This window comes from Microbacterium lacus (genome assembly GCF_044794305.1).
Lineage (GTDB): Bacteria > Actinomycetota > Actinomycetes > Actinomycetales > Microbacteriaceae > Microbacterium > Microbacterium lacus_B.
Genome location: NZ_CP084996.1, coordinates 1,188,383 through 1,214,445, shown reverse-complemented (window position 1 = coordinate 1,214,445; position 26,063 = coordinate 1,188,383). Strand labels below are relative to the sequence as shown.

General features: G+C 67.8%; 27 protein-coding genes. 15 read left to right on the top strand and 12 right to left on the bottom strand.

The window, feature by feature from the left end:
* The first annotated feature begins 64 nt into the window (after positions 1–64).
* From LG299_RS05995 to LG299_RS05975, 5 genes are read left to right on the top strand one after another with little or no spacing between them, the layout of a single operon-like run.
* A complete protein-coding gene (locus tag LG299_RS05995; RefSeq protein WP_404434085.1) occupies positions 65–787 on the top strand; it encodes a DUF305 domain-containing protein in 723 nt (240 codons plus the stop codon).
* Positions 784–1,359, top strand: coding sequence for a signal peptidase I (gene lepB / locus LG299_RS05990; protein ID WP_404434084.1), 576 nt, complete (start codon positions 784–786; stop codon positions 1,357–1,359). Before LG299_RS05995 ends, lepB begins: the two co-directional genes overlap by 4 nt.
* Positions 1,360–1,397: 38 nt before the next feature.
* Positions 1,398–3,707, top strand: coding sequence for an FdhF/YdeP family oxidoreductase (locus LG299_RS05985; RefSeq protein ID WP_404434083.1), 2,310 nt, complete (start codon positions 1,398–1,400; stop codon positions 3,705–3,707).
* Between the two features lie 9 nt (positions 3,708–3,716).
* A complete protein-coding gene (locus tag LG299_RS05980; protein WP_404434082.1) occupies positions 3,717–4,217 on the top strand; it encodes a molybdenum cofactor biosynthesis protein B in 501 nt (166 codons plus the stop codon).
* The gene (locus LG299_RS05975; RefSeq protein WP_404434081.1) at positions 4,214–4,639 is read left to right on the top strand and encodes a molybdenum cofactor biosynthesis protein MoaE; all 426 of its coding nucleotides are present in this window, start codon (positions 4,214–4,216) and stop codon (positions 4,637–4,639) included. The genes LG299_RS05980 and LG299_RS05975 overlap by 4 nt, the downstream gene beginning before the upstream one ends.
* Positions 4,640–4,662: 23 nt before the next feature.
* Here the strand turns inward: LG299_RS05975 and LG299_RS05970 are convergent, their stop codons facing one another.
* The 6 genes from LG299_RS05970 to LG299_RS05945 are packed head-to-tail and all read right to left on the bottom strand — an operon-like array spanning position 4,663 to position 8,575.
* Positions 4,663–4,896: a MoaD/ThiS family protein gene (locus LG299_RS05970; RefSeq protein ID WP_404434080.1), complete on the bottom strand. Its 234-nt coding sequence runs from the start codon at positions 4,894–4,896 to the stop codon at positions 4,663–4,665.
* Entirely contained in the window at positions 4,893–5,156 is a 264-nt protein-coding gene (locus LG299_RS05965; RefSeq protein WP_404434079.1) for a DUF6457 domain-containing protein, read from the bottom strand. The genes LG299_RS05970 and LG299_RS05965 overlap by 4 nt, the downstream gene beginning before the upstream one ends.
* Positions 5,153–5,764: a molybdenum cofactor guanylyltransferase gene (locus tag LG299_RS05960; RefSeq protein WP_404434078.1), complete on the bottom strand. Its 612-nt coding sequence runs from the start codon at positions 5,762–5,764 to the stop codon at positions 5,153–5,155. The genes LG299_RS05965 and LG299_RS05960 overlap by 4 nt, the downstream gene beginning before the upstream one ends.
* A complete protein-coding gene (gene moaC / locus LG299_RS05955; RefSeq protein WP_404434076.1) occupies positions 5,761–6,237 on the bottom strand; it encodes a cyclic pyranopterin monophosphate synthase MoaC in 477 nt (158 codons plus the stop codon). Before moaC ends, LG299_RS05960 begins: the two co-directional genes overlap by 4 nt.
* Positions 6,234–7,463 (bottom strand): gephyrin-like molybdotransferase Glp, encoded by a 1,230-nt coding sequence (gene glp, locus LG299_RS05950; RefSeq protein ID WP_404434819.1) that lies wholly within the window; start codon positions 7,461–7,463, stop codon positions 6,234–6,236. Before glp ends, moaC begins: the two co-directional genes overlap by 4 nt.
* Positions 7,460–8,575, bottom strand: coding sequence for a ThiF family adenylyltransferase (locus LG299_RS05945; protein ID WP_404434075.1), 1,116 nt, complete (start codon positions 8,573–8,575; stop codon positions 7,460–7,462). Before LG299_RS05945 ends, glp begins: the two co-directional genes overlap by 4 nt.
* A gap of 43 nt (positions 8,576–8,618) precedes the next feature.
* Between LG299_RS05945 and modA the strand changes: the two genes are divergently transcribed.
* The 6 genes from modA (at position 8,619) to LG299_RS05915 (ending at position 14,691) form a co-directional block, all read left to right on the top strand.
* Positions 8,619–9,416, top strand: coding sequence for a molybdate ABC transporter substrate-binding protein (gene modA, locus LG299_RS05940; protein WP_404434073.1), 798 nt, complete (start codon positions 8,619–8,621; stop codon positions 9,414–9,416).
* The gene (locus tag LG299_RS05935) at positions 9,413–10,213 is read left to right on the top strand and encodes an ABC transporter permease (protein ID WP_404434072.1); all 801 of its coding nucleotides are present in this window, start codon (positions 9,413–9,415) and stop codon (positions 10,211–10,213) included. The genes modA and LG299_RS05935 overlap by 4 nt, the downstream gene beginning before the upstream one ends.
* A complete protein-coding gene (locus tag LG299_RS05930) occupies positions 10,210–11,295 on the top strand; it encodes a sulfate/molybdate ABC transporter ATP-binding protein (protein ID WP_404434071.1) in 1,086 nt (361 codons plus the stop codon). The genes LG299_RS05935 and LG299_RS05930 overlap by 4 nt, the downstream gene beginning before the upstream one ends.
* Before the next feature lie 93 nt (positions 11,296–11,388).
* Complete coding sequence (gene moaA / locus LG299_RS05925; protein ID WP_404434817.1) at positions 11,389–12,459, top strand: GTP 3',8-cyclase MoaA; 1,071 nt, start codon at positions 11,389–11,391, stop codon at positions 12,457–12,459.
* Between the two features lies 1 nt (position 12,460).
* Positions 12,461–13,078, top strand: coding sequence for a GNAT family N-acetyltransferase (locus LG299_RS05920; protein ID WP_404434069.1), 618 nt, complete (start codon positions 12,461–12,463; stop codon positions 13,076–13,078).
* A 29-nt stretch (positions 13,079–13,107) separates the two neighbouring features.
* Entirely contained in the window at positions 13,108–14,691 is a 1,584-nt protein-coding gene (locus LG299_RS05915) for an SDR family oxidoreductase (protein WP_404434068.1), read from the top strand.
* Here LG299_RS05915 and cydC read toward each other — a convergent pair.
* Genes cydC through LG299_RS05895 form a run of 4 tightly spaced genes read right to left on the bottom strand, consistent with a single transcriptional unit; the run spans position 14,684 to position 20,549 of the window.
* Positions 14,684–16,345: a thiol reductant ABC exporter subunit CydC gene (gene cydC / locus LG299_RS05910; protein ID WP_404434067.1), complete on the bottom strand. Its 1,662-nt coding sequence runs from the start codon at positions 16,343–16,345 to the stop codon at positions 14,684–14,686. The genes LG299_RS05915 and cydC overlap by 8 nt on opposite strands.
* Positions 16,346–16,374: 29 nt before the next feature.
* Entirely contained in the window at positions 16,375–18,057 is a 1,683-nt protein-coding gene (gene cydD, locus LG299_RS05905) for a thiol reductant ABC exporter subunit CydD (protein WP_404434066.1), read from the bottom strand.
* Positions 18,058–18,061: 4 nt separating this feature from the next.
* Positions 18,062–19,093 (bottom strand): cytochrome d ubiquinol oxidase subunit II, encoded by a 1,032-nt coding sequence (cydB, locus tag LG299_RS05900; RefSeq protein ID WP_404434065.1) that lies wholly within the window; start codon positions 19,091–19,093, stop codon positions 18,062–18,064.
* A gap of 13 nt (positions 19,094–19,106) precedes the next feature.
* Positions 19,107–20,549, bottom strand: coding sequence for a cytochrome ubiquinol oxidase subunit I (locus LG299_RS05895; protein ID WP_404434064.1), 1,443 nt, complete (start codon positions 20,547–20,549; stop codon positions 19,107–19,109).
* A gap of 281 nt (positions 20,550–20,830) precedes the next feature.
* Here LG299_RS05895 and fdhD point away from each other — a divergent pair, with 281 nt between their 5' ends.
* The gene (gene fdhD, locus LG299_RS05890; protein WP_404434063.1) at positions 20,831–21,679 is read left to right on the top strand and encodes a formate dehydrogenase accessory sulfurtransferase FdhD; all 849 of its coding nucleotides are present in this window, start codon (positions 20,831–20,833) and stop codon (positions 21,677–21,679) included.
* On the opposite strand, the gene LG299_RS05885 is transcribed toward fdhD, so the two are convergent.
* Both LG299_RS05885 and LG299_RS05880 read right to left on the bottom strand, forming a co-directional pair.
* The gene (locus LG299_RS05885; RefSeq protein WP_404434062.1) at positions 21,640–22,044 is read right to left on the bottom strand and encodes a gamma-glutamylcyclotransferase; all 405 of its coding nucleotides are present in this window, start codon (positions 22,042–22,044) and stop codon (positions 21,640–21,642) included. The genes fdhD and LG299_RS05885 overlap by 40 nt on opposite strands.
* Before the next feature lie 27 nt (positions 22,045–22,071).
* On the bottom strand, positions 22,072–23,103 hold the full coding sequence (locus LG299_RS05880) for a phage tail sheath family protein (RefSeq protein WP_404434061.1): 1,032 nt from the start codon (positions 23,101–23,103) through the stop codon (positions 22,072–22,074).
* Between the two features lie 70 nt (positions 23,104–23,173).
* Between LG299_RS05880 and LG299_RS05875 the strand changes: the two genes are divergently transcribed.
* The 3 genes from LG299_RS05875 to LG299_RS05865 all read left to right on the top strand — a co-directional run bounded on the left by LG299_RS05875 (position 23,174) and on the right by LG299_RS05865 (position 26,011).
* Complete coding sequence (locus LG299_RS05875) at positions 23,174–24,595, top strand: dihydrolipoyl dehydrogenase family protein (protein ID WP_404434060.1); 1,422 nt, start codon at positions 23,174–23,176, stop codon at positions 24,593–24,595.
* Entirely contained in the window at positions 24,592–25,086 is a 495-nt protein-coding gene (locus LG299_RS05870) for a DUF427 domain-containing protein (RefSeq protein ID WP_404434059.1), read from the top strand. The genes LG299_RS05875 and LG299_RS05870 overlap by 4 nt, the downstream gene beginning before the upstream one ends.
* A 106-nt stretch (positions 25,087–25,192) precedes the next feature.
* Positions 25,193–26,011, top strand: a complete 819-nt coding sequence (locus tag LG299_RS05865; protein WP_404434058.1) for a DUF4397 domain-containing protein — start codon at positions 25,193–25,195, stop codon at positions 26,009–26,011.
* Positions 26,012–26,063 lie beyond the last annotated feature (52 nt).

Here is a 26,063-nt window from a genome sequence, read left to right as displayed (position 1 = left end):
CACAGCCGAGGGGTGGCCGCTACGGCCACCCCTCGGCCCCGTTCTCGAGCACTCAGGAGAAACCATGTCGAGACGCGTCGCCGGCATCGGCGTCTGCATCGCGGCGGTGACCGGCGCGGGTGCGCTCGCCATCATGGTCATGGGCCTCATCATTCCTGCGCCCGAAACGGGCGCGACGGCCCAAGGGTCCGCTCCCCTCTCGGTCGGTGCCGCGCCGGACGGGTTCCCTGTCGCGGCGGACTACTGCTTCATCGAGGGGATGATCCCGCACCACGAGCAGGCGCTGGAGCTCAGTGAATTGGTGCTCGGTGCAGCGGACGCGCGGGAACGCACCCACGCGCTGGCTGCGTTCATCGAGCGTGATCAGTCTGCCGAGATCGCGACGATGCAGAAGTGGCAGGATGCCTGGGCGGCGGCCGTTCCGGCGGCTGAGGCTGCGGCATCTGCTCCGTCTCATCAGTCTGCACACGCTGCGCACTCCGCCCATGAGACAGCGGGTAAGGTCGCGCGCGGATGCGGAAGCCACATCGATCACTCGCTGATGAAGGGCATGGCCACGCCCGATCAGCTCGCTGAGCTGGAGGGGCTCGCCCGCACCGATGGTGCAGCGGCCGATCGCCTGTTTCTCGAGCTCATGATCGTCCACCATGAGGGGGCGCTCGAGATGGCGACCGTCGCGGTGAAGGAGGGCTCCAACGCCTTCGTGAGATCAACGGCGAAGCATGTCCTTATCGAGCAGGAGCGTGAGATCGCGGCGATGGCTGCGCTTCTCGAGGAGGTGCCATGACTATATCTGCACAGCGACTGTCCATCAGCGAAAGCGGATGCGCGCCGTCGGCTGGGGGGATCGCCCGGCATCGGATGAGTCTCGTGCGAGGCGCACTGTCAGTCATGGCCGTGGCGGCCATCATTCTCGCTCTCGCTGTGTTCGGAATTGCTCGCGTCGAACACGACTCGATGTCGCCCACTCTTGATGGCGGTGACACCGTGCTCTTCGACCGGCTTAGTCATCCTGCTCGCGGCGATGTCGTGTTGTTTGTCGACCGCGACGGCTGGTCGAGCGTCGATGACGCCATCCTCGTCAAACGCGTTATCGGCGTGTCTGGCGACATCGTGGTGTGCTGTGAGGCCGGAAGCGGCAAATTGATCCTGAACGGAACGCCCCTTGTCGAGTCTTATGTCTCGGGCGCACGCCCCGGGGGCCTTGTGCCATTCCGTGTGACTGTGGCGGAGGGCACGGTATGGGTCATGGGTGACAATCGAACGGAGTCCATCGACTCGCGCTCCGCGGTGAACGGACCCACCCGGGGTGGGGTCGCAATCGGCGACGTGAGGGGAGTGATCCGGTGGCACGACTGACTGCCATCAACGTGAGGTCGTCGGCATAGCCTAGAGCCATGGCGACGAAACCCCCGACGAGCGACATCGACGAAGCAGACGTGCGTGTCACGCGACCGAAGAAGGTCGCGGTCGGCGTGCCCGCTGTGCTCCACGCGCTCAAGATCGCACACGATCAGATGGGCGTCGGGCGCAGCATCCAGACGCTCCTTCAGGTCAATCAGAAGGACGGGTTCGACTGCCCGGGCTGCGCGTGGCCCGAAGAAGACAAGCGCCACATCGCGGAGTTCTGCGAGAACGGCGCCAAGGCTGTCGCCGAAGAAGCGACTTTGCGCCAGGTATCGCCCGAGTTCTTCGCTGCCCACTCGATTGACGAATTGCGCGGGCACGACGACTGGTGGCTCGGGCAACAGGGCCGGCTGACGCATCCGATGATCCTCGACGAAGGCGCCACGCACTACCGCGAGATCTCGTGGGACGACGCGCTGCGCGAGATCGCCGAGTCTCTGCGAGGTCTCGACGACCCGAACGAGGCGATCTTCTACACCTCGGGTCGTACGTCCAACGAAGCCGCGTTCCTCTACCAACTGCTCGTGCGGGGCTTCGGCACCAACAACCTGCCGGACTGCTCGAACATGTGCCACGAGTCGTCGGGTTCGGCGCTCGGCGAGACGATCGGCATCGGCAAGGGCACCGTGACGATCGACGACATCCACAACGCCGAGCTGATCATCGTCGCGGGACAGAATCCGGGGACGAATCACCCCCGCATGCTCAGTGCGCTCGAGAAGGCGAAGAGCCGCGGTGCGACGATCATCGCGGTCAACCCGTTGCCCGAGGCAGGGCTGATCCGTTTCGAGAACCCGCAGACGCCCCGCGGAGTGATTCTCGGCGGAACTACGCTTGCCGACGAGTTCGTCCAGATCCGCCTCGGTGGCGACCAGGCGCTGTTCCAGGCGATCGGCAAACACCTGCTCGAGTCCGGCGACGCTCTTGATAGCGCCTTCATCGCCGCGTACACGAGCGGTTTCGAAGAGTATCGACATGCGATGGCGGATGCTGCGTGGCCCGAGTTGGTCGCTGCCACGGGCGTACCCGAGTCGGTCCTGCGCCGTGTCGGTGAGCTCGTGCGTGCCTCGAAAGCCACGATCGTCTGCTGGGCGATGGGGCTCACCCAGCACAAGCATTCCGTGGCGACGTTGCGCGATGTGGTGAACGTCCTCCTGCTGCAGGGCAACATCGGGCGCGCCGGCGCCGGGGTCTGCCCGGTGCGCGGACACTCCAACGTGCAGGGCGATCGCACGATGGGGATCTACGAGAAGCCGTCCGAAGCGTTCCTCTCCGCGCTCGACACAGAATTCGGCTTCTCCGCCCCGCGTGCGCACGGGTTCGACACGGTCGAAGCGATCCGTGCGATGCGCGACGGCAAGGCGCAGGTTTTCATCGGGATGGGCGGTAACTTCGTGTCGGCGACGCCCGACACCGCCGTTGTGGAGGCGGCGATGGGTCGCGTCGGGCTCAGCGTGCAGATCTCGACCAAGCTGAACCGCTCGCACGTCGTCACGGGCCGGCGGGCGATCATCCTCCCGACACTCGGACGCACCGACCGCGATCGGCGCGGCGGCCGGGAGCAAAGGGTGAGCGTCGAAGACTCGATGGGCGCCGTGCACGCGTCACGCGGGCGGCTCGTACCGCCCTCTGAGGGCATGCTGAGCGAAGTCGCGATCGTCGCGCGGCTGTGCGGGCTCGTGTTCGGACCCGACGACAACGCGCCGCAGGCGGACTGGGCAGCACTCGAGGGCGACTACGGGCTCATCCGCGGTCACATCGCCCGGGTGATCCCCGGCTTCGACGACTTCGATCGGCGAATCGACAAGGGCGCAACGCTGCACCTGCCGAACGGCCCGCGTGACGAGCGCCGTTTCGCGACGATCGACGGTACGGCGCGGTTCACGGTCAATCCGCTGGAGTATCCGCGCATCCCGCGGGGACGTCTGCTGCTGCAGACACTGCGGTCGCACGATCAGTACAACACCACGATCTACGGCAAGGATGACCGCTACCGGGGCATCCACGGCGGTCGCCGGGTCGTGCTGGTGAACGCGAAGGACATCCAGGTACTGGGGTTCGCCGACGGTGAGATCGTCGATCTCGTGTCGGAGTGGGGTATCGGCGCCGCTCGCGAAGAGCGTCGTGCCGAGGCGTTCCGGATCGTGGCCTACCCGACACCGCAGGGCAACGCCGCGGCCTACTATCCCGAGACGAATGTGCTCGTGCCGCTGGACTCGGTGGCTGACGTCAGCGGCACCCCGACCTCGAAGTCGGTCATCGTGCGGCTCGAGCGCCGATCCGAGACCGCGCAACCGTAGGCTGGCGACATGACCTATCGTGCCGTGGTGATCACGGTTTCGGACCGATCCGCCGCGGGCGAGCGTCCCGACACAGCCGGGCCCGTCGCCGTCTCGGAGCTCGTCCGCGGAGGCTTCTCGTGCGTCGACCCGGTCATCATCCCCGACGGAGCGATCAGCGTCGCCACGGCGTTGCGCGCGGCGCTCGCGACGGGCGCGCGTCTGATCCTCACGACCGGTGGTACGGGGGTGGGTCCGCGCGATCACACACCCGAAGGCACCGCGAGCGTGCTGACTCGCGAAGTGCCGGGCATCGCCGAACAACTTCGCCGCATCGGCGTTGCCGAGGCGCCGGGGGCGATCCTCTCGCGCGGGCGTGCCGGCGTGGTCGATCCCGCCTCGGGCGTCACAGATGGCGCGCTCATCGTCAACCTTCCGGGGTCGCCGAAGGCCGTGGCATCCGGTATGCCCGTCATTCTCTCGGTCGCCCGCCACGTCATCGACCAGCTCAGCGGAGGTGATCACGCGTGAGCGTTGTTGTCGCCGCGGTCAGCGCCGAACCCTTGGACTTCGACTCACACGTCGCCGCGATCGATGACGCGGACAAGGGCGCCGAGGTGACGTTCGTCGGTCGGGTGCGTGATCATGATCCGGATGCCTCGACCGCAGTCGTCGCGCTCGAGTACTCCGCACACCCCGACGCAGAGCGGACGCTCCGCCGTATAGCCGAGCAGGCGATCGGCGACTCGGACTCGATTGTCGCCGTGTCACACCGCATCGGGCGACTGGGCGTGGGGGAGGCGGCTGTCGTGATCGCTGTCGCGTCGGCGCACCGCGCCGAGGCCTTCGAGGTATGCCGATCGATCATCGAGGCGATCAAGACCGACCTGCCGGTGTGGAAGCGTCAGGTCGAGGCCGACGGCACGACGGCGTGGAAAGGGCTCGGCGGCTAGCGCGCCCCAGCCGGCTGACCGGGTCAGCCGCCGGCGAACGGCGGCAGCACGTCGACGACGGTGTCTGCCGTCAAGGCGTGATCATCGTCGACACGGGCGCCGTCGACGAGCACCGCGCAGCGCGGCAGAAGAGCGACGAGCGCAGGATGCTCCGTCTCGAGCGCCGCCCGTAGCCCGCCGAGCGTCTGCTCGGTGCGGACGAGGCGATCAGCACCGACGGCCTCTTCAGCCGCGGCGAAGAAGCGGACGACGGTCACTCGCGCTCCCAGCCGGCGGCGAGGTCGGTGATCGCCGTCACCGCGGCGCGAATGTCGGTCTCAGACCCTCCGGCGCGCCCGGCTGCCAGGCCCGCGGCAAATGCACTCAACGGTGCGGCGGGTCGAGCCACGCCGTTCGCGACGTCACGCGCCAGGTCGAGCACCAGCGCAACGGGCAGATCGTGATCGAGCGCGAGCTTCTCGCGCACCGCTGCGGCCCATGCGTCGAGGGCCTCGGGAAGAAGAGTGCGGTCGCTCATGAGTGGCTCCGATCATCGGCGGCGCGAAGGCGCGCCACCTCCAAATCTTCCCACGAGTCGATGTCGCGGGTCAGTGCGTCCGGGGCAGCAACCACCGCGATGGCCAGATCATCGAAGAGCGCACGGGCTCGAGCATCGATGCCACGGTCGGGAAGGGCGTTTGCGCCCACGCGCAACGCCGACGTGCGGTAAAGCCCGGTCAGCCACTGAGGGCGGCCGGCGGTGTCGGAGAGGCAAAGGCCTTCGGTGTCGGCTGACAGAAGCGGGAGGGACTGCAACAACAGGCCCACGGCGGGCCGCACGCCGGGCAGGTCGCAGGCGAGCAGAAGCGTCCACTCCGGGTCGGTGCCGGTCCACGTGTCGAGCGCAGCGACCACTGCAGCGGCGGGGCCGCCGAACGGTCGATCTTCCCGCACCCACTCGACCGCAAGCGTCGGGTCCAGCACGGGCCCGACGACAGTGACCGGGCGTGCAGAGGCATCCTCCGCCGCGCCGACTGCCCGCTGAAGGAGAGTCGTGCCGTCGATCTCGAACAGCGGTTTCGTTGCTCCGCCGACCCGAGAACCGCGCCCGCCCGCGAGCAGGATCGCGCCGAGTGAGATGGTCACTGGGGCTCGGGGCGTACCCAGTCGCCGCTCTTCCCGCCGGTCTTGGCAGTGATGCGGACGTGCTCGATAGAGGTTGCCTTGTCGAGGCCCTTCACCATGTCGACGATCGCGAGGGCGGCGACCGACACCGCGGTGAGGGCCTCCATCTCGACTCCGGTGCGGTCGGCCGTGCGGACGGTTGCGGCGACCTCGACACCGTCGTCGACGATGCTCAGGTCGACGACAGCGCCGTGCACGCCGATGACGTGGGCGAGGGGGAGCAGTTCGGGGGTTCTTTTTGCCGCCTGAATACCGGCGATGCGTGCCACGGCGAGAACGTCGCCCTTGGGAACGGCGCCGTCGCGCAGGGCGGCGATGACCTTGGGTGAGCAGCGCACGAATCCGCGAGCGGTCGCAGCACGGACGGTCGGCTGCTTTTCGGTGACATCGACCATCCGGGCATGCCCGGCATCGTCCAGGTGCGTGAAACTCATGAGATCAGCATGACATCGACCGGGTCGCCTGCGCCGACCTCCGTGACCTGGGCAGGGACGACCGCGTAGGCCTCAGCGCGAGCGAGCCCGCCCGCCAGATGCGAGCCTCCGCCGGTCACCGGTCGCACGGTCCATCGCGCGGGATCGTTGCGGTCCAGAGCGACGGGAAGGTACTGGCGGCGTCCGGGCGGGGTGCGCCAGCCGGTCGCAGCGGGCAACCGCAGCACCGGACGTTGCAGGTCGGAACGCCCCTGCAGGGCGAGCAACGCCGGGCGGACGAACACCTCGAAAGACACGGCGGCGCTGACGGGGTTGCCGGGCAGACCGAACAGCAGCATGCCGCCCGCGACCCCGAATCCCTGCGGCTTGCCGGGCTGCATCGCTACTTTCGAAAAGTCCATCGTGTGCCCGAGTGTTGCCTTGACCGGCTCGTACGCTCCGGCACTCACCCCACCCGTGAAGATCACGACGTCGGCTTTGCGGGTGGATGCTTCGGCCACCGCGTGCACCGGGCCATCACCGTCGTCGGGCACGGTCAGGCACAGCACGAGGTCGGCGCCGGCTTCGATGACGAGACCGCTGAGCAGCTCGCTGTTGGACTCGGGTATCTGCCCGCGCAGCAACGAAGCACCCGGCGGTACCAGCTCCGATCCGGTCGACACCACCGCCACGCGTGGTCGGCGCACGACGACGAGGTCGGTCACGCCCGCGGCTGCCGCGGCGGCGAGTTGCAGGGCGCCGAGCACCGCCCCCGGGGGGAGCAGCTCGTCATCGGCGTGCGCATCGCTCGCGCGGTGGCGGATGTGTGCGCCGATTGCGCGCGGAGCGCGTACGACCGTGATGTTCGCCAGCGAGTCCTCGAGTCCACCCAGCGTGTCTTCGAACGGAACGATGGAATCGGCCGCGGTCGGAACGGCGGAGCCGGTCATGATGCGCGCGGCCTGGCCGGGCCCGATCGCGGGATCCAGGGCGGTTCCTGCGGGAAGGTCGGCGACCACATCGAGCTGCACGGGAGCGTCGGGCGAGGCATCCCGCACATCGGCGAAGAGGACGGCGAACCCGTCCATCGCGGAGTTGTCGAAGACGGGAATGTCGACGCGCGCCCGTAAGGGCTCGGCGAGGGTGCGTCCCCGGGCGTGCGGAACGCTGATGCGTTCGGCGGGGAGCGGCACGACCGCCCCGAGCACGCGAGCAAGATGTTCTTCGACCTTGCGCAGCTCGCTCATGAGGGCGCCCGACCCCGGGTCGCGGTCCACGCCTCCATTCCGCCCGCGAGGATCGACGCGTCCACTCCCGCATCGCGAAGCGCTTCGGCTGCGCGCCGTGAACGCACCGCTGTCTGGCACACGATCACGACCGGACCCGTGATGGCCGACGGGTCTGCGAGCAGCTCGGCCAGGGGAATGTGGATCGCGCCGGGAATCATTCCGCGTGCGACTTCGTCGGCTTCGCGCACATCGATCACCCGGGTGTCGGAGAGCGCGCTCGGTCCGACCGCGGTGAGGGAGGGTCGTTCGCGCAACGCGGGAGCGGAAGCGAGGGGTGCGGCGGATGCTGCTCCCGATGCTGCTCCCGATGCTGCCCGGAGTGGCACCTCGGTCTGCCGGGCACGCAGGGCGTCGATCACCAACACCCGACCGAGGAGAGGATCGCCGATGCCGGTCACGAGCTTGATCGCTTCGGTAGCCATCAGCGACCCCACCTGGAGGCAGAGCGACCCGAGGACTCCCACGGCGCTGCACGTCGGCACGTCGCCCACAGAACCAGTCGGGTAGAGGTCTGCCAGGACGACCGCGCCGATGCCGGCGGGCGGCGCGGACCAGAAGACCGTCACCTGCGCACCGAACTCCTGCACCGTGCCCCATACGAGCGGGACGCCGAGATGCTCGCACGCGGCAGCAACGGCCTCGCGAGTGTCGAAGGTGTCGCTTCCGTCGATGACCAGATCGGCTCCTGTGAGCACCTGTTCGGCGTTCGTTCCGTCGATGCGGGTGAGGACCGGAACGACGATGGTGTCGGAGAGGGCCGATGCTGCGCGCGCGGCACTCTCGGCCTTGGAGGTACCGGCATCCTGACGTCGATGGATCACCTGCCGCTGCAGGTTCGAGATTTCGATCACGTCGTCGTCGATCACCGTGAGGGTGCCGACACCCGCGGCGGCAAGCGCAAGAATCACCGGCGACCCGAGGCCACCGGCGCCCACCACGGCGATGCGGGCGGCGGCGAGTCGGCGCTGGCCGATCTCACCCAACCCGGCAAGACTCGCGTGCCGAGCGGTGCGCGCGCGTTCGACATCTGTGAGCTGATCGAGCGGGTCGACGAGCGGTGGCAGGCGCATGACCCCAGGCTAGACCGTGGGGGCTCGATGCTAGCGTGGGCGAATGGTTGCTTCGGGGCGCGGGCTCGGGGCGAGACTCTTTGCGGTCCTGACCGTAGCCGTGCTCGGTGGGATTCTCAGCGGCTGTGCGGCCGCGACGCCGGTCGATGAAGAACGGGGCGACGATCTGAACGGCACGATCACGGTCTATGCCGCGGCATCCCTCGCATCCGCGTTCGCGGCGATCAGTGAGCGCTTTGAAGACGCGAACCCCGGTGTCGATGTGCGGCCGCTCGTGACCGACGGGTCGAGCACTCTCGCGACGCAGTTGATCGCCGGTGCTCCGGCAGACGTCTTCGCCTCGGCTGACGCGGTGACGATGGGCACGGTTCAAGGGGCCGGGGCGGCAGGCGAATCGACCGTCTTCGCACGCAACACGCTGGTTGTCGCTGTGCCGACCGGAAACCCCGGGGGAGTCACGGCGCTGGCAGATCTCGGTGATCCGGCACTCCGTGTCGTGCTGTGCGCGGCCCCCGTGCCGTGCGGTGCGGCATCGCTCGCGCTCTTGGAGGCAGAGGGACTGACGGTGCGCCCCGCGAGCGCGGAACAAAGCGTGACCGCAGTGCTCACCAAGGTCGCGGCAGGCGAAGCCGATGCCGGGCTCGTGTACGCGACAGATGTGCGAGGTCGCGCCGATCTCGAGCGGTTCGTTCCCGAGGGCGCCGAGGACATCGTTGTGGAGTATCCGATCGCGACCGTGACGGATGCTGCGAACCCCGCAGCTGCGGCTGCCTTCGTTGCTTTCGTGCTGGGCCCCGAAGGAAAGCGCATCCTCGCCGGCGAAGGGTTTCTTGCCCCGTGAGGCGTGACATCGGATTCGTCCCGCAGATTTTGCTGTTGCCCGCGGTGCTCGGCTTGGCACTGCTCGTCCTCCCGCTCCTTGCGCTCATCGGCAAAGTCGAGTGGTCGACGCTGTGGGCGGATGTTTCTTCGCCCGAGGCGGCCACGGCGCTCATGCTCTCGCTCGGCACGAGCCTGCTCGCGACGGTACTGTGCCTCATCGTCGGTGTGCCCCTTGCTCTCGCGATCGCGCGCAGCGGGGCGCGCACGGCTGCCGTCCTCCGTGCCGTGGTGACGGTGCCGCTTCTTCTGCCGCCGATGGTCGGCGGTGCGGCTCTTCTCTTCCTGTTCGGACGCAACGGGTGGCTCGGTGAACCGCTCGCCGAACTCGGCATCCGGCTGCCGTTCACCACGGCCGCCGTCGTGCTGGCCCAGGCCTTCGTCGCCTTGCCCTTCCTCGTGCTTGCACTCGAGGGCTCTCTCCGCACGAGCGGTGTGGGTTACGAGCGCACCGCAGCCGCCCTCGGCGCCGGAAAGTGGACGATCCTTCGCCGGGTCACCCTGCCGCTGGCGGCTCCTGGCCTGATCGCCGGCGTGATCCTCTGCTTCGCCCGCGCGATCGGCGAGTTCGGAGCGACCGCCCTGTTCGCCGGCAATGCGCCGGGCGTAACGCAGACCATGCCGCTCGCGATCTACACGGCCTTCAACGGCGCAGGCGTCTCGCAGGGTGCGGCGGTGGCGCTCTCGCTCCTCCTGCTCATCACCGCCGTCGTTGTTCTGCTGCTCGTCCGCGCATGGCGGCCCGGGGTGACCCGATGACCGGCACCGCGCTTCAAGTCGAGGCGCTCGTTCAGCGCGGTGCGTTCCGCCTCGACGCGACGTTCCGCATCGAGGCGGGAGAGACGCTCGCAGTCATGGGACCGAGCGGTGCCGGAAAGTCGACGCTGCTCGGCGTGATCGCCGGTCTCGTGCCCCTCACGAGCGGCACGATTCGCGTCGCGGAGCGAGTGGTGGATGCTGCGCCCACACCCCGCACGCACGTGTCGGCCGCGCAACGGGGAGTCGTCCTTCTCGGCCAGGACCCGCATCTCTTCCCGCACTTGAGCGCCCACGACAACATCACTTTCGGTCCGCGGGCGCGCGGTGTCGAGCGTCGCGCCGCCGATGCGGATGCCGACGAATGGCTCTGGAGAGTCGGGCTCGCCGGCCTCGGGGCACGGCATCCCGCCCAACTGTCCGGAGGGCAGCAGCAGCGCGTCGCGATCGCGCGCGCTCTGGTCACGAAACCCGCCGCCGTGCTCTTGGACGAACCGCTCACCTCGCTGGATGCCGAGACGGCGGGCGACATCCGCGCCTTGATCCGCGAGCAACTCACCTCGACCGGCACTACGGCGATCGTGGCGACACACGACGCGGTCGACGCCGTGTCTCTCGCGTCGCGACTCGTTGTCCTCGAGGGCGGCATCATCACCCAGTGGGGACCCGTCCGGCACGTGCTGGCGGAGCCTGCCACCCGCTTCGCCGCTGCCGTCGCGGGGCTCAATCGGGTCGACGGCCACGCCGCGGACGGCGAATGGGTCTCGGGAGAGCTGCGGGTCGAAGCATCCGTCGCCGGCGACGCCGCAGCGATCTTTCCTCCCTCCGCCGTACACATCGACGGCGTCGACGCGTCGACCTGGACGGGTGCGCTTCGACTGGACTCGGCGCCGACCGGGCGAGGCGTGTGGCTTGCGCGAGTCGTGCGGCTCGAGCCGACACCGGCGGGGATCCGGGTGCGCACCACCGACCCCGACGTCGCGGTCGATGTCACCGCGGATCGCGCAGCCGAACTCGGGCTCACCAACGGTATGCCGGTTCGTTTGCGGGTGGATGCCGCAGCCGTGCGCATCGTGCGAGCCTGACGCGTCTCGCCACCGCGAGCGCGGACACGGTTACGCTCGAACCATGGATCGCCTCCGGGAACTCTCGTGAGCGCGGCACCCGTGCTCATCGGGATGCCGCGATCTCGTGTGCCCGACTCCGTCGGATCCGACGCGGCCGGAGAGTCTTCTGGGCCACTCGTCGACACCCACGGCCGGGTGCACCGTGATCTGCGGATCTCGCTGACCGATCGCTGTTCGCTGCGGTGCACGTACTGCATGCCCGAGCAAGGCAACGAATGGTTGGCGCGCACAAGCATTCTCGACATCGACGAGGTCGTCCGGGTGGCCCGCGTTGCGGCGTCCGTCGGAGTGTCGACTTTCCGCCTCACGGGCGGTGAGCCGCTGCTGCGCACCGACTTGCCCGAGATCGTCGAGCGCCTCACGGCGATCACCGTGCCCGACGGTACCGGTACCCCGGTGCAGATCGCGCTCACCACGAACGGCATCGGTCTTGGCGAGAAGCTCCCCGACCTGATGGCTGCGGGGCTCGGGCGTCTCAACATCAGCATCGACACCCTCCTGCGCGATCGGTTCCGCGATCTCACCCGCAGAGACCGCCTGGAGGATGTGCTGAAGGGTATCGCTGCGGCCGCAGCATCCGGATTGCGTCCGCTCAAACTCAACGCCGTCGCGATGCGCGGGGTGAACGATGACGAGCTCGTCGACCTCGTCCGATTTGCGATCGGTCACGGCGCTCAGTTGCGGTTCATCGAGCAGATGCCGTTGGACGCGGGCCACACATGGGATCGGTCGTCGATGGTGACGCGCGACGAGATTCTCAGATCGCTCGCTGAAGCCTGGACACTCACCCCCATCCCCGGTCGTGGGGGCGCGCCCGCCGAGACGTGGCAGCTCGATGACGGCCCGCACACCGTCGGTGTCATCGCATCGGTCACCGCGCCGTTCTGCGGTGACTGCGATCGCCTGAGGCTGACTGCCGATGGCCAGCTGCGCAACTGCCTGTTCTCGACGACCGAGTACGACCTCGTCCCGATCCTGCGCGCGGGCGCAGCCGAGTCAGCGGTCGACGCAGCGGTCGAGGGGATGCTGCGCGCGTGCATCCACGCAAAGCTCCCGGGGCACGCGATCAACGACCCGGCATTCCTGCAACCGGCTCGCGGAATGAACGCGATCGGCGGCTGACATGCCGCAGATTCGCCCCTACGCGCCCGCGGACCGGACGGCCGTCGCCGACATCTGCGTTCGAACGGCGGATGCCGGTGCCGACGCCACAGGGATGTTCCGCGACGATCTGCTGTGGGCGGATGTCTTCGTCCTGCCGTATGTCGACCGGCACCCGGGGCTGGCCTTCGTGGTGGTCTCGGACGATGACCGCGTCGTCGGCTACGTCGTCGCGGCCCCCGACACCGAGGATTTCGAGGAATGGTTCGGCGCCCAGTGGTGGCCGGCGGTCCGCGATCGATACCCCCTCGAGGGTGCATCCGACCGGGAGCGCGACATCATCCGATACGCCCAGAAGCGTGCGGCGGGCCAGCAGTGGCACGCGAGGGAGTACCCCGCTCACCTGCACATCGACCTGCTACCGGAACTGCAGGGCCAAGGATTCGGGCGACGGCTGATCGAGACGCTGATCGCTGCTCTTGAGCGCGACGGGATCACGGGCGTTCACCTCGAGGCCTCCTCCGAGAACGCCGGCGCGGTGGCGTTCTACCCGCGCGTCGGGTTCGATGAGTTGCCATCCGGCGAGGGCTCGCGCGCGTTCGCGCGCAGACTCCGGCCGACTGCGCAACCCCGACCCTGACCTCTCTGGGGCGGGGTAGCGTCGAGCACATGAGCTCGCCCCTAGACAAAGCACCCACCGGCCGCGAGCCCGAGCTGCGCTCGATTCCGCGCGAAGACGGCACCGCACCCCGCGCGCTCGTGCTCGGTGCAACCGGCTACATCGGAGGCCGGCTCGTTCCGCGGCTGCTGGAGGCGGGTTATCGCGTGCGCGTACTCGCGCGCGACGCGATGCGGGTGGCGGCGTTCGAGTGGGGCGAGCGGGTCGAGGTTGTCGTCGGCAGCGCCTCAGACGCGGAGGTCATGGCAGAGGCCGTAAAGGACGTCGACGTGCTCTACTACCTCGTCCACTCGATGTCGGCAGGCAAGGGTTTCGAAGACACCGATCGTCAGGCGGCGAAGACGGTGGCTGATGCGGCGGCCGCAGCGAAGGTCGGTCGGATCGTCTACCTGGGTGGACTCCATCCCAACGGAGTCCCGCTGTCGCCGCACCTCCGCTCGCGCGTCGAGGTCGGTGAGCTGTTCCTCAACTCCGGTGTGCCGACCCTCGTCCTTCAGGCCGGTGTCGTCATCGGGTCGGGCTCGGCGTCGTTCGAGATGGTGCGCCACCTCACCGAGGTGTTGCCGTACATGCCCGCGCCGAAGTGGGTGCGCAACCACATCCAGCCGATCGCAGTGCGAGATGTGATGCACTACCTGCTCGGCGCCGCGCGGGTGAATCGCGAAGTGAACCGCTCGGTCGACATCGGCGGTCCCGACGTGTTGCGCTACGGCCAGATGATGAACGGTTATGCGGTGCAGGCTGGGCTTCGCCAGCGCCCGATCGCCGCTCTTCCCGTGCTCACGCCGGGGCTCGCCTCGCACTGGGTGAACCTGGTCACGCCCATCCCGCGATCGATCGCGCGGCCTCTCGTGGAGTCTTTGCAGAACGAGTGCGTGATGAAGAACCATGACATCGACGAACTGATCCCGGCACCCGAGGCCGGGCTCACTCCCTACCGTCGGGCCGTCGATCTCGCGCTCGGGCGTGAGGACGCCGACGCGGTCGAGACCAGTTGGCAAGACTCCGAGGTGCTCGGTGTGCCCAGCGACCCGCTCCCCAGTGACCCGGATTGGGCCGGAAAGGCCGTATTCGTCGACGCGCGAGTCGCACACACATCAGCGCCGCCGGAAGCGCTGTGGCGGGTCATCGAGGGAATCGGTGGCGCGAACGGCTGGTACTCCACGCCCGTGCTTTGGGCGATCCGCGGGTGGATGGACAAACTCGTCGGAGGAATCGGTCTCGCCCGCGGACGCCGGAGCCGCGCCCGCCTGACTGTCGGCGACGCGCTGGACTTCTGGCGGGTCGAAGCGATCGAGCCGGGATCTTTCCTGCGTCTACGGGCCGAGATGAAGGTGCCGGGTCTGGCGTGGCTCGAACTGCGTGCCTCGCCGGATGGTTCCGGGTCGCGCTACGACCAGCGAGCGGTCTTCTTCCCGAAGGGGCTCGCCGGGCGCCTGTACTGGATGGCGGTGCTGCCGTTCCACGGCTTCATCTTCGCGGGCATGGCGAATCGCATCACGGCGGCGGCTGAAACATCCACAGAAGGTGCGGGCGAGCACGCCTCGGCACCGACGGTGGAGAAGGTCAGCTAGCCAAAGATCCGTCCTCGAGGTGCACGACCCGGTCGATGAGATCGCCCGGCACGTCGAGGTGCGAGATCATCACGACCGCCTGATCGGGCCCTACCGCGGTGAGCAGATCCCGCAGGAGCGCGTCAGAGGTCGCGGCATCCACCCCCGCCGTCGGTTCATCCAGAATGAGCACCGGGAATCCGCGTAGCAATGCCCGCGCGAGCGAAATCCGTTGCGCTTGCCCGCCCGAGACCAGTGCCCCTCGCTCGCCGACGCGCGCATCGAGCCCCCCGCGCTCAGCCAGCCACGGGCCGAGACCGACGCGGGCCAAAACGGCCTCGAGGTCGGCATCCGTGGCAGTGTCGCGGGCAAAGAGCAAGTTCTGGCGAATGTCTTCATCGAAGAGCATCGGATGCTGCTCGCACAGCCCCACCGCCAGTCGCACGTCATCGACCGCGATATCGCGGACGTCGCGCCCGCCGATCTCATAGTTTCCGCCGCAGTCCAGAAAGCGCACGAGAACGTGAGCAAGGGTCGTTTTGCCGGCTCCGCTGGATCCTACGATGAGGATCCGTTCGCCCGGGCGTACGTCCAGATCGATGCCGGTCAGCGAGGGCGCTACGGCCTCTGGCCAACGCGCGCTCACACCGCGAAGTCGCAGCCCACTCCCGAGGGCCGGCACCTCGCCGGTCGGGGCGAGCGTCTCTCGGACCAGGCCCGCCGGTACCTCCACAGGCACAGCATCGGCGATGCGTTCGCCGGATGCGCGCACCTGTCGCCAGGCGGACGCTGCGAGGGGAACCGAGGCGAAGACCTCGAACACGGCCATCGGCACGAGCACGGCCACCGCGAGCGCGGGGCCGGTCAGGCCCAAACCGGATTCCGCCCCGAAAGTGGCTGCCCCGAGGGCAGCTTCCGGTGCAGAGACCGCGAGCGCGAGGATGCAGGCCGCGCCCGCCAACAGGGTGACGACCGCGGCGGTGCCCGCTTGGGCTCCGGCACGGCGAACGACCGCCCGGCGCAGGGCCGCGTCGGCCGTACGAATGCGCTCGCGGCTCGACTCTTCGGCACCATAGGCGAGGAGCACGTCGAGACTGGCGAAGTGGTCCATCAGTGCGTCGGCCAGGCGTCCCCTCAACGGAGCAATGGCGCGGTCGGCGCGCGACCCAGCGACCCAACCCCAGCCGGTCGCGACGAGTGTCGCCACGACCAGACAACCGAGAAGGGTGAGCGCGGCAGGCCACCACACGACCGCGACGAGCGCGACCGCGCCGACCACCACCATCCCCGACGAAACGAGTGGCTGCACGACGCGCAGCGGCAGGTTCTGCAGCTCATCCACGTCGTCGACGAGCGTGCCGAGTACCGAGCCCCGACCCGTCCGGGTAAGTCCGTCAGGCGACAGCGGCACGAGGCGGCGGACGAGACTCGTGCGGGTCGTCGCGAGCTGCCGCAGCGCGGCATCGTGGCCGAGCAAGCGCTCGAGATAGCGGAAGGACGCACGGGTGAGCGCAAAGAGGCGAACCCCGACGACCGCGGCCGAGAGGTACAGCACGGGAGGTTGCTCGCTCGCACGAACGATGAGCCAGGCGCTGACGGCAAGGAGGGCGACGGCGGATGCTTCGGACGCAAAGCTCGCCGCGACCGCCGGCCAGAGCCGCCGCGGGGGGGGCATTGCGCCACGGAGAACACTCGAGGCGAGGCTCACGCGGTCACCTCCATGCCGGTCAGAGTGACAACGTCATCTGCCATGGCGCGCGCGCTCGCCCGGTGCGAGACCAGCACCACGGCAGCGCCGCCATCGGCAAGCTCGCGGACCGACTGCCAGAGGCTTTCTTCCGTGCCGCTGTCGAGGGCGGCGCTCGGCTCGTCGAGCGCGATCACCGAGGCGCGGCCGCGGAGGTAACGGTAGAACGCTCGCGCGACCGCCACGCGCTGAGCCTGGCCGCCGGACAGCCCGGCGCCCTGCACGCCGAGTTGGTGTGCGAGATCGAGACCACCCGCGCAGGCGAGTGACAACGCGCGCTGTGCCAGGTCGGAGTCTGGGTCGGTATCTCCGAGGGTGATGTTGTCCTTGATCGTTCCGGTCGTGAGCCCCGGAGCTTGGCCCGCCCAGGCGAGCCACTCGCGCGGTCGGAGGGTGCGCAGGTCGCGCCCGCCGAAGGTGGCCTCGCCATCGAAGTCAGCGGCGCCGCGCAGGGCAGCCAGCACGCTCGACTTGCCGGCACCGCTCGGACCCTCGATGAGCACCACGGATCCCGCTGGAGCAACGAGGTCGACGGGCGGCAGCATCCGTTCGCCGCGTGCCACCCGTACGCCGCGGAGCACGAGGGGCGGCAGAGGGGTGTCGTCAGGTCGGTCGAAGGGCAACCCCGTCCGAGCACCTGATTGCGGAACAGTCGCGTCGAGCACAGAGAAGACGTCCTCCGTCGCCGCGACCCCTTCAGCTGCGGCGTGGAACTGTACGCCGACCTGTCGGATCGGGAGGTAGGCCTCTGGAGCCAGCAGGAGCACGAACAGCCCCACCGTGAGGGCGATCGAGCCGTCGATCAGGCGGAACCCGATCGAGACGGCGATGATCGCCACCGAGATGCTTGCGAGAAACTCGAGTGCGAACCCCGAAAGGAACGACACACGAAGGACCCGCATCGTCTCGCGTCGGTAGCGGTTGGTGACGTCGTCGATGGATGCTACGGCCCGGTGGTGTCGTCCGAAGACTTTCAGGGTCGACAGCCCTTGCACGGTGTCGGAAAACCGCGCCGCGAGGTGCCCCAGTGTCTTCCACTGCCGCTGCTGGACAGCTTGGGTGCCGAGGCCGATCAGCACCATGAAGATGGGGATCAGGGGGAGTGTGAGCAGAACGGTGAGGCCCGAGATCCAGTCCTGCCACCACATCACTGCGATGATCACCGGGGTGGCGATCATCGTCTGCACGAATTGTGGCAGGTACCGGCCGAAATAGGCATCCAGCGCATCGAGGCCCCGCCCGGCGGTGATGGCCAGTGTCGATGAGTTGCGTCCGGCGAGCCATTCGGACCCGAGCGTGCCGACTGCTTCGACCAGTTGTGCCCGCAGCTGCGCCTGGACCCGGGCGGCAGCTCGGCTTGCGACGGTGTCGCGTGCCCACAGAAGTACCGCCCGCAACACAACGACCCCGGACAGCAGCGCGAGAGTCGGGCCGAGCAGGTCCAGAGGCAGCCCGGCGATGGCGCCGGTGAGGGCCTGTGTCAGCAACCAGGCGAACGCGATGATCACCGCGGTCTGAGCCAGCGCCAGAGCGGCGATCGCAACGAAGAAGCCTCGTGACGCGCTCGCGTACCTCAGCAGTCGTGGATCGACAGCCTGTCTTCGTCCGCGCCGGGGCGTGGCGTCCGATCTACTTGTCACGAACTCAGTGTGCCAGGGCCGCGGCTTTCTCAATCCGCGATCGGGTGACGCGCTTGCGGAATACCCAATAGGTCCACCCCTGGTAGAGCAACACGAGCGGCAAGAAGATGACGGCAGCCCAGGTCATGATCGTGAGCGTGTAATCGGTGCTCGACGCGTTCTCGATCGTGAGGCTGAAGGCCGGGTCGGTCGAGGACGGCATCACGAACGGGAACAGCGCGAACCACAGGGTCAGCACGGCCGCCACGATCGTCGCAGCGCCGAAGCCGAACGCCCAGCCCTCGCGGTCGCGCAGATTGAAGATGATCGACATCACCAGGGCCACCGCTGCGATTCCGGCACCGGCGACCACGAACGCGATCAGCGGCGCATCGCGGCCGGCTGCGATGAAGACCGTCCACACCAAGAACGCGGCGGCGACGACCACAGTCAGCATGCCCGACCGGCGGGCGAGCCGGCGGGCATCTTCGTGCACCTGGCCGTCAGTCTTGAGTGCCACGAAGTACACGCCGTGAGTGAAGAACAACAGCAGGGTCGTGAGCCCGCCGAGCAGTCCGTACGGGTTCAGCAGAGTCAGGAACGAACCGGTGAACTCGAAGTCCGCGTCGATCGGCACTCCCTGCACGATGTTCGCAACCGCAACGCCCCACAGCAGTGCGGGCACGGCGGAGCCGACGATGATCATCGTGTCGAAGCCGCGCTTCCACTTGAGGCTGTCGCGCTGGTGGCGGTACTCGAACGAGACACCGCGCAAGATGAGCGCCAGCAGGATCAGCAGCAGCGCGAGGTAGAAACCACTGAAGAGCGTCGCATACCACTCGGGGAATGCGGCGAAGAGGCATGCCCCCGCGACGATGACCCAGGTCTCGTTGAGGTCCCAGACAGGCCCGATGGTGTTGATGATCTGACGACGAGAGATGTCGTCCTTGCCGAGAAACGGAAGTGACATGCCGACGCCGAAGTCGAAGCCGTCGAGGACGAAGTAACCGACGAAAAGGAATCCGACGATCCAGAACCAGAGGTAGGCGAGATCCATGATCGGCGTCTCCTTAGTAGACCGTGGTCGGGGTGTCTTCGAGAGGAACCTCGGTGACCGGCGCATTCGGATCGGGCAGCGGGTCGGGGCCTTTCTTCGCCGTCTTCGTGATCAATCCCACTTCGACCACCGCGAGAGCGGCGTAGATCGCGGTGAAGGAGATCAGCGAGATCAGGACGGTCCAGCCCGGAACGCTGGGTGAGACCCCGTCTTCGGTGAGCATGAGTCCGAAGACGATCCAGGGCTGTCGGCCCATCTCGGTGAAGACCCAGCCGACCAGAATCGCGAAGAGCGACGCGGGCCATGCCCAGATCGCGAGCTTCCAGGCCCAGGCGGGAACCTCGCGCTTTGCCTTCTTGCGTGTGAGCCACAGCCCGACCACCGCAGTCAGTGCCGCGATGGAGCCGAGCCCGATCATCCAGCGGAACGACCAGTAGGTGATCCACAGGATCGGGGCGAAATTGCCGTCGAGCTGTTCAGCGAACTGCGGGAAGTCCTCGGTGGCGTACTGCAGGTTGAGGTCGTTGATGCCCTCGACGCAGCCGTCAAGCGAGTGCGTCGACAAGAGTGCGAGCAAGAACGGCACGCGAACCGAGAAGATCTCGCCCGTGCCGTCGGGGGTTCCGATCGAAAACAGAGAGAACGAGGCATCCGCCCCACACGCGCTGTCGAACATCGCCTCAGCCGCCGCCATCTTCATAGGCTGCGTCGACACCATCACGAGGCTCAACTGGTCTCCCGAGAGGGCGACACCGGCGAAGGCGACGATCATGCCCCACAGGCCATACTTCAGCGCCGGGCGCATCATCTCGACGTTCTGCTTGCGTAGCAGGTGCCACGCGGCGATCGAGATGATGACACCGGCGGTCATCATGAATGCCGCAAACAGCGTGTGGGGGAGCGCGGCGAGCGCCACCGGGTTGGTGAGCACCGCGAGGAAGTCGTTCATTTCGGCGCGGCCGCCGTCTGCCGACATCTCGTAGCCGAGCGGGTTCTGCATGAAGGCGTTCGCGGCGAGGATGAAGTAGGCCGAGAACCAGGCGCCGATCGTCGCGATCCAGATGCTGGCGAGGTGCAGGCCCTTGGGGAGTTTGTCCCACCCGAAGATCCATAGGCCGATGAAGGTGGCCTCGAAGAAGAACGCCATCAGACCCTCGAAGGCCAGCGGCGCCCCGAACACGTCTCCGACGAAGCGCGAGTACGACGACCAGTTCATGCCGAACTGGAACTCCTGCACGATGCCGGTCACGACGCCCATCGCGAAGTTGATCAGGAAGATCTTGCCGAAGAAGCGCGTGAGGTGGAGCCACTTGAGGTCGCCCGTGCGAAACCACGCCGTTTGGAAGATCGAGACGGTCAAAGCCATGCCGAGCGTGAGCGGCACGAAGAGGAAGTGGTACAGCGTCGTCAGCCCGAATTGCCAACGCGCAAGCAGCAGCGGGTCCAGCAGATCCATCGGTTCCCCCAGTGATACCCAGTCACACGCAATGATGCCCAGCGCCCTACGCGGGACCGCGGGGCCTTTCGCCAAGATACACATTACGAGCCGCGCGGACACACGATCCCCGCCGAAAGAAGGGGGCAGGATATGCGCCATTCACAGTGAACTCGGACGCCGATTTCTGCGCGCGTGGATTCGGGTTGCCGCGGATTCCCGGACTCACCGAGCCCACGGCTGCCGGACGTCGACGAATCTGCGTCCGGGTGCACGCACGGCCACCGGGCTAGCATGGCGAAATGGGCCGCATCACTGCTCGTCGCGCGGTAACCCGCATCGTCATCGGCGCGGAGCACGCGCGCACACGCCGACCCGACGTGCTCGCGGTAGAAGAACCGCTCGAAATCCGCGTCGGGGCTGCACCGCTCGCGGTGACGATGCGCACACCCGGCAACGATGTCGAACTCGCTCTGGGATTTCTCGTGTCAGAGGGAGTGATCACGCACGGCGATCACTTCCGATCCGCGATCCATTGCGGTGGGCCCGGAACGGGCGGAGCCGACAACACCTACAACGTCCTCGATCTGACGCTCGAGGACGGGGTGGTGCTTCCCGCGCCCGAACTGACGCGCAACTTCTACACGACAAGCTCATGTGGGATCTGCGGCAAGGCCTCGATCGAGGCTGTCGAGACAGTCTCCACTTTCGCCGTTTCGATGGATGCTGCGGCTGTGACAGCTACGGCCCTCGCCGGCTTTCCGGCGGCGCTTCGCTCGGGCCAGGCGGTCTTCGAAAAGACCGGTGGGCTCCATGCCGCGGCCCTGTTCGATTCCGCGACCGGCGAGCTGCTCGTGCTGAGGGAGGACGTCGGGCGTCACAACGCGGTCGACAAGGTGGTCGGCTGGGCACTGCTCAACGACCGGCTACCGCTGCGCGGAACAGTCCTGCAGGTTTCGGGGCGGGCGAGCTTCGAGCTCGTACAGAAGGCCGTGATGGCGGGGATCCCGATCCTCGCCGCGGTGTCTGCGCCTTCGTCGCTCGCGGCGGAGTTGGCCGAGGCATCCGGCCTAACACTCGTCGGATTCCTGCGCGGCGACTCGATGAACGTCTACTCCCGGCCGGACCGGGTTCTTTCGGCTTCCACATAGTCTCCGCCCGCGATCGGCGCGCCCACCTCGCTGTCGCGCGGCCAGATGAAGACGAGCGCATCGACCTGGGTGCCGTCCCGAAGTGTGACCGGTATCCAGCGTGCGTCGTAGCCGAAGCGCAGCTCTTCATCCACCAAGACCGCATTGGGCGCCGCGCCGGGGTGCAGGTGCACCAGGTCGCCCTGCACAAGGTCGTTTCCATCAAGCAACAACGGCCACTCACCGCCCGAGTGCCAAACCAGTCGGCCTTGCGCGGTCGCAGGTTCGGCCGTGATGACGTGGTCGCGAATCTCGGGCCACAGCGCCATACCCGGACGCAGACTGCCGTAGACGAACAGCGGGATTGATTCGGTCGGGAACGTCACGTGCTCACGCTAGCCAGGTGCGGATCATCACGCGATCTGCAACCGGATGGTCTGGACGATGAACTCGGCGGGGAGCAGCGGAGCGAACCCGAAAGTCACGATCAGCCTGCCGGCGGCGATATCGGCCGCGGTCATCGTGTCGCGGTCGCATCGCACGAAGAAGGCGTCCTCGGGCGTTGCGCCGACGAGTGCTCCCTGTCGAAAATGCGCCAGCAGGAACGCGGACACATCTCTGCGCATTTGGTTCCACAGTGGTTCCGCGTTCGGTTCGAACACCGCCCACTGCAGCCCGCGGCGGATTGATTCCGTGAGCGTCATCGATAGACGCCGCACCGAGACATAGCGCCACTCCGGGTCCGGCGATGTGGTTCGCGCACCCCACACCAGGGTGCCCCGGCCTGGGAACGAACGGATCGTGTTTATCCCGTGCCGAGTCAGCAGTTCGGTATCGGAATCCGTCAATGCGATCGCGAGCGAAGGCGTGCCGTGGAGAGCAGCGTGGTTGCCTGCGGGGGCGCGCCAGAACCCGAGCGTCGCATCGGTTCGCGCGAACACGCCGGCGACCGCCCCGAGCGGTGAGACAGGGGCGAAAGCCCCTTTCCGCCGCAGGCGCGGCCAGTAGGCCACGACATCGGCTGCGCTGGCGCCCAGCGCGACCTCGGCACCCGCCGCGAGGGCCTCGCGCGCAGCCTTCACGCTCACCCAGCGTGGTTCGATCAAGAGCAGAGCCGGACGTCCCTGGAGCGCCTTGGCGGCAGCCGCGACAACAGTCGGCGACACCGCGGGCTCGGCGGCGATGACGACGAGACTCACGTCCGGATGCAGCGCGTTCACCGCGCGTCGCACAGCGGATGCCGTCACTCGGGCAATCGGAGATACCCAGGCGCTCTGCCCGCCGTTGCGGAAGAACTCTTCGACGGCCACGGCCAGCGCGGTCGAATCAGGCCATGCCGCCAAGAACTCGCTCCAGGTGGCCACCTTCGCCGGCTCCGACGGTCCCGTGGACGCGCCGATGAACGCAGCAACCGAGGTCGGGACGGTTTCGATGGGCGTGGGCATCGCGCACCTCCTGCCTGAGCGTCTCGCAGGGTCACGCCGGTGTCAACGCTGCCGGGTTTAGCGTGGAGGTATGCACACGCGTCAGTACGACCTCATCGTCATCGGAGCAGGGGCTGTCGGCGAGAACGTGGCAGATAGAGCCGTGCGGGGCGGGCTCTCTGTCGCCATCGTCGAGAGCGAGTTGGTCGGCGGGGAGTGCTCGTACTGGGCGTGCATGCCGTCCAAGGCACTTCTCCGACCCGCAGCGGCACTGCGCGCTGCGCGCGATGTTGCGGGCAGTCGCGAGGCAGTGACGGGCGACCTCGATGTCGCGGCGATCCTCGCCCGGCGAGACAGCATCGCGCACGAGTGGAACGACAGCGGTCAGGTCTCGTGGCTCGACGGCGCAGGTATCGACCTCGTGCGTGGACACGGTGAGATCTCGGGCGAGCGCGTGGTGACCGTCACCGATGCCGACGGGGCAGTGAGCGAACTGACCGCGCGCTATGCCGTGGCGGTGTGCACGGGCACGGCGGCGCTTCTTCCCGACATTCCAGGGCTGGCGGATGCTGCGCCTTGGACGAGCCGCGAAGCCACCAGCGTGCAGACCGTACCCGAATCGCTCGTGATTCTGGGCGGTGGGGTCGTCGCGTGCGAGATGGCAACGGCATTCGCCGCCCTGGGTAGCGAGGTCACGATCATCGCCCGGTCGGGCATGCTCGGTCGCATGGAGCCGTTCGCCGGCGAGGCGGTGACGGCAGCGTTGCGGCATGCGGGCGTCACCGTGCGGCTGGGCGTCGATGTCGACCGAGTCGACCGCGATGCGCCGGACGCCGAGGTTGTCGTGACGCTCACGGACGGGTCGGAGGTGCAGGCCGCAGAGATCCTCGTGGCAACGGGCCGTGTGCCGCGTACGGGCGATCTCGGCCTCGATGCGATCGGGCTCGAACCCGGTTCCTGGCTCGAGGTCGACGACACGATGCGGGTCGGGGGCTTCTCGTGGCTCTACGCCGTCGGTGACGTGAATCACCGTGCGCTCCTCACCCACCAAGGCAAATACCAGGCGCGTGCTGCGGGTGATGTCATCGCCGCGCGAGCTACGGGTGCGCCCGTAGACGATGCGCCGTGGGGGAAGCACGTCGCCACTGCCGACCACGATGCTGTGCCGCAGGTGACCTTCACCGACCCCGAAGTCGCGTCAGTGGGGTTCACCGAAGCGTCTGCGCGGGAGGCGGACCGCCGCATCCGTGTGATTGATTACGACCTTTCGTGGGTCGCCGGCGCGAGCACGCACGCCGATCACTACGAAGGTCACGCGCGTGCGATCTTCGATGAAGACCGCGGTGTGCTGATCGGTGCCACCTTCGTTGGCCCAGATGTGGCGGAACTGCTGCATTCGGCCACGATCGCGATCGTCGGAGAAGTGCCACTCGCTCGACTCTGGCACGCTGTGCCGTCGTACCCGACGATCAGCGAAGTGTGGCTGCGATGGCTTGAGGAGTACGGCCGATGAGACCAAAACGCATCGCTCCTCGGGCAGGTCAGGAGTCGGTGTGGGACTATCCGCGGCCGCCACGAGTCGAGCGTGTCTCGCGGCGCGTGCGCATCGCACTCGGGGGCACCGTGATCTTCGATAGCGACGACGTGGTGCGCGTACTCGAGACCAGTCACCCGCCTGCCTACTACCTGCGGATCGACGACTTCGCTCCCGGCGCGCTCGCGCCCGCGCCCGGCTCGTCGTTCTGCGAGTTCAAAGGGCGTGCCCGGTACCTCGATGTGCGCGGTGGCAGGGCGGTCGCCGCCGCCGCCGCGTGGAACTACCCCGATCCCTCCTCAGGGTTCGAGATTCTCGTCGATCGTGTCGCCCTGTACCCGGGGCACATGGATCGTTGCACCGTCGATGGTGTGGACGTCACGCCCCAGCCGGGTGGCTTCTACGGCGGATGGATCACGCCGGAGATCGTCGGACCATTCAAAGGTGGCCCCGGATCGATGGGCTGGTGAACCGCTTTCGGAAAAACTCTTGCCCGAGTGCATCCAAACCCGGGGCAACGAGAGAAAGCACTGTCATAGGCGGCAAACGCCCGCCGGATCCCCAAGGAGGAAGACAGTGCGCAAGACAGCAGCTGCCGGATTGACGGTAGGACTCATCGCCGCTCTTGGCTTCGCCATGCCCGCTTCGGCGAGCACCGCGAACGCCCAGCTCTCGGTACTTCACGGCATTCCCGACACCCCTGTGGACGTGTGGGTAAACGGAGCGCTCCAGCTCGACGACTTCGCACCGGGCGACCTCGCCGGACCGCTGGACCTTCCTGCTGGCACCTACGCGGTTGCCATCACCGCTCCGGATGCCGCGGACGCCAGCGCTCCGATCCTGGCCGCGGACCTCCCGCTCACGGCGGGCGGCAACTTCACGGCTGTTGCCTACCTCAGCGAAGCGGGCGAGCCGTCAGTGAAGATGTTCACCAACGACAACGCCGCCACCGCTGCCGGTGAAGGTCGCCTCACAGTCCGTCACGTCGCTGCGGCACCTGCCGTCGACGTTCTCGCGGGCGGAGCCGCGGTTGTCGAAGGCCTCGCCAACCCGAACGAGGCCACGCTGAACCTGCCCGCGGGCACGGTTGAGGCAACGGTTGCCCTGGCGGGCACCACCGAGCCGGTCCTCGGCCCGGCACCGGTTGAGGTCAAAGAGGGCGTTCTGACGATCGTCTACGCGTGGGGTAGCGCGGCCGACGGCAACCTTGCCATCGCCGCCCAGGAGGTCACGGGACTGCACTCCAGCCCCGATGGCGTTCCGTCCGGCTCTGCTGGTTACCTCGCTCAGCAGGACGCCACCACCGCCACCTTCGCGATCGGTGGGGCACTCGCCCTGGCAGTCGCCGCAGGTGCGCTGATCACCGTTCGCCGTCGCGCGAGCGCTCAGCGCTGATGCATGCGGGCACGCCGCGAGAGCGGGATCGGTGGGCGCGAGCAGTGGTCGC

What these genes read in the sequence shown, in the direction of transcription:
- lepB (WP_404434084.1), top strand. Translation starts at nt 784, where the DNA reads ATGACTATATCTGCACAGCGACTGTCCATCAGCGAAAGCGGATGCGCG.
- LG299_RS05965 (WP_404434079.1), bottom strand. Translation starts at nt 5,156, where the DNA reads ATGAGCGACCGCACTCTTCTTCCCGAGGCCCTCGACGCATGGGCCGCA.
- cydC (WP_404434067.1), bottom strand. Translation starts at nt 16,345, where the DNA reads ATGCCCCCCCCGCGGCGGCTCTGGCCGGCGGTCGCGGCGAGCTTTGCG.
- fdhD (WP_404434063.1), top strand. Translation starts at nt 20,831, where the DNA reads ATGGGCCGCATCACTGCTCGTCGCGCGGTAACCCGCATCGTCATCGGC.
- cydB (WP_404434065.1), bottom strand. Translation starts at nt 19,093, where the DNA reads ATGGATCTCGCCTACCTCTGGTTCTGGATCGTCGGATTCCTTTTCGTC.
- LG299_RS05985 (WP_404434083.1), top strand. Translation starts at nt 1,398, where the DNA reads ATGGCGACGAAACCCCCGACGAGCGACATCGACGAAGCAGACGTGCGT.
- LG299_RS05870 (WP_404434059.1), top strand. Translation starts at nt 24,592, where the DNA reads ATGAGACCAAAACGCATCGCTCCTCGGGCAGGTCAGGAGTCGGTGTGG.
- LG299_RS05980 (WP_404434082.1), top strand. Translation starts at nt 3,717, where the DNA reads ATGACCTATCGTGCCGTGGTGATCACGGTTTCGGACCGATCCGCCGCG.
- glp (WP_404434819.1), bottom strand. Translation starts at nt 7,463, where the DNA reads ATGAGCGAGCTGCGCAAGGTCGAAGAACATCTTGCTCGCGTGCTCGGG.
- LG299_RS05915 (WP_404434068.1), top strand. Translation starts at nt 13,108, where the DNA reads ATGAGCTCGCCCCTAGACAAAGCACCCACCGGCCGCGAGCCCGAGCTG.
- modA (WP_404434073.1), top strand. Translation starts at nt 8,619, where the DNA reads ATGGTTGCTTCGGGGCGCGGGCTCGGGGCGAGACTCTTTGCGGTCCTG.
- LG299_RS05930 (WP_404434071.1), top strand. Translation starts at nt 10,210, where the DNA reads ATGACCGGCACCGCGCTTCAAGTCGAGGCGCTCGTTCAGCGCGGTGCG.
- LG299_RS05920 (WP_404434069.1), top strand. Translation starts at nt 12,461, where the DNA reads ATGCCGCAGATTCGCCCCTACGCGCCCGCGGACCGGACGGCCGTCGCC.
- LG299_RS05880 (WP_404434061.1), bottom strand. Translation starts at nt 23,103, where the DNA reads ATGCCCACGCCCATCGAAACCGTCCCGACCTCGGTTGCTGCGTTCATC.
- moaA (WP_404434817.1), top strand. Translation starts at nt 11,389, where the DNA reads ATGCCGCGATCTCGTGTGCCCGACTCCGTCGGATCCGACGCGGCCGGA.
- moaC (WP_404434076.1), bottom strand. Translation starts at nt 6,237, where the DNA reads ATGAGTTTCACGCACCTGGACGATGCCGGGCATGCCCGGATGGTCGAT.
- LG299_RS05995 (WP_404434085.1), top strand. Translation starts at nt 65, where the DNA reads ATGTCGAGACGCGTCGCCGGCATCGGCGTCTGCATCGCGGCGGTGACC.
- LG299_RS05945 (WP_404434075.1), bottom strand. Translation starts at nt 8,575, where the DNA reads ATGCGCCTGCCACCGCTCGTCGACCCGCTCGATCAGCTCACAGATGTC.
- LG299_RS05875 (WP_404434060.1), top strand. Translation starts at nt 23,174, where the DNA reads ATGCACACGCGTCAGTACGACCTCATCGTCATCGGAGCAGGGGCTGTC.
- LG299_RS05895 (WP_404434064.1), bottom strand. Translation starts at nt 20,549, where the DNA reads ATGGATCTGCTGGACCCGCTGCTGCTTGCGCGTTGGCAATTCGGGCTG.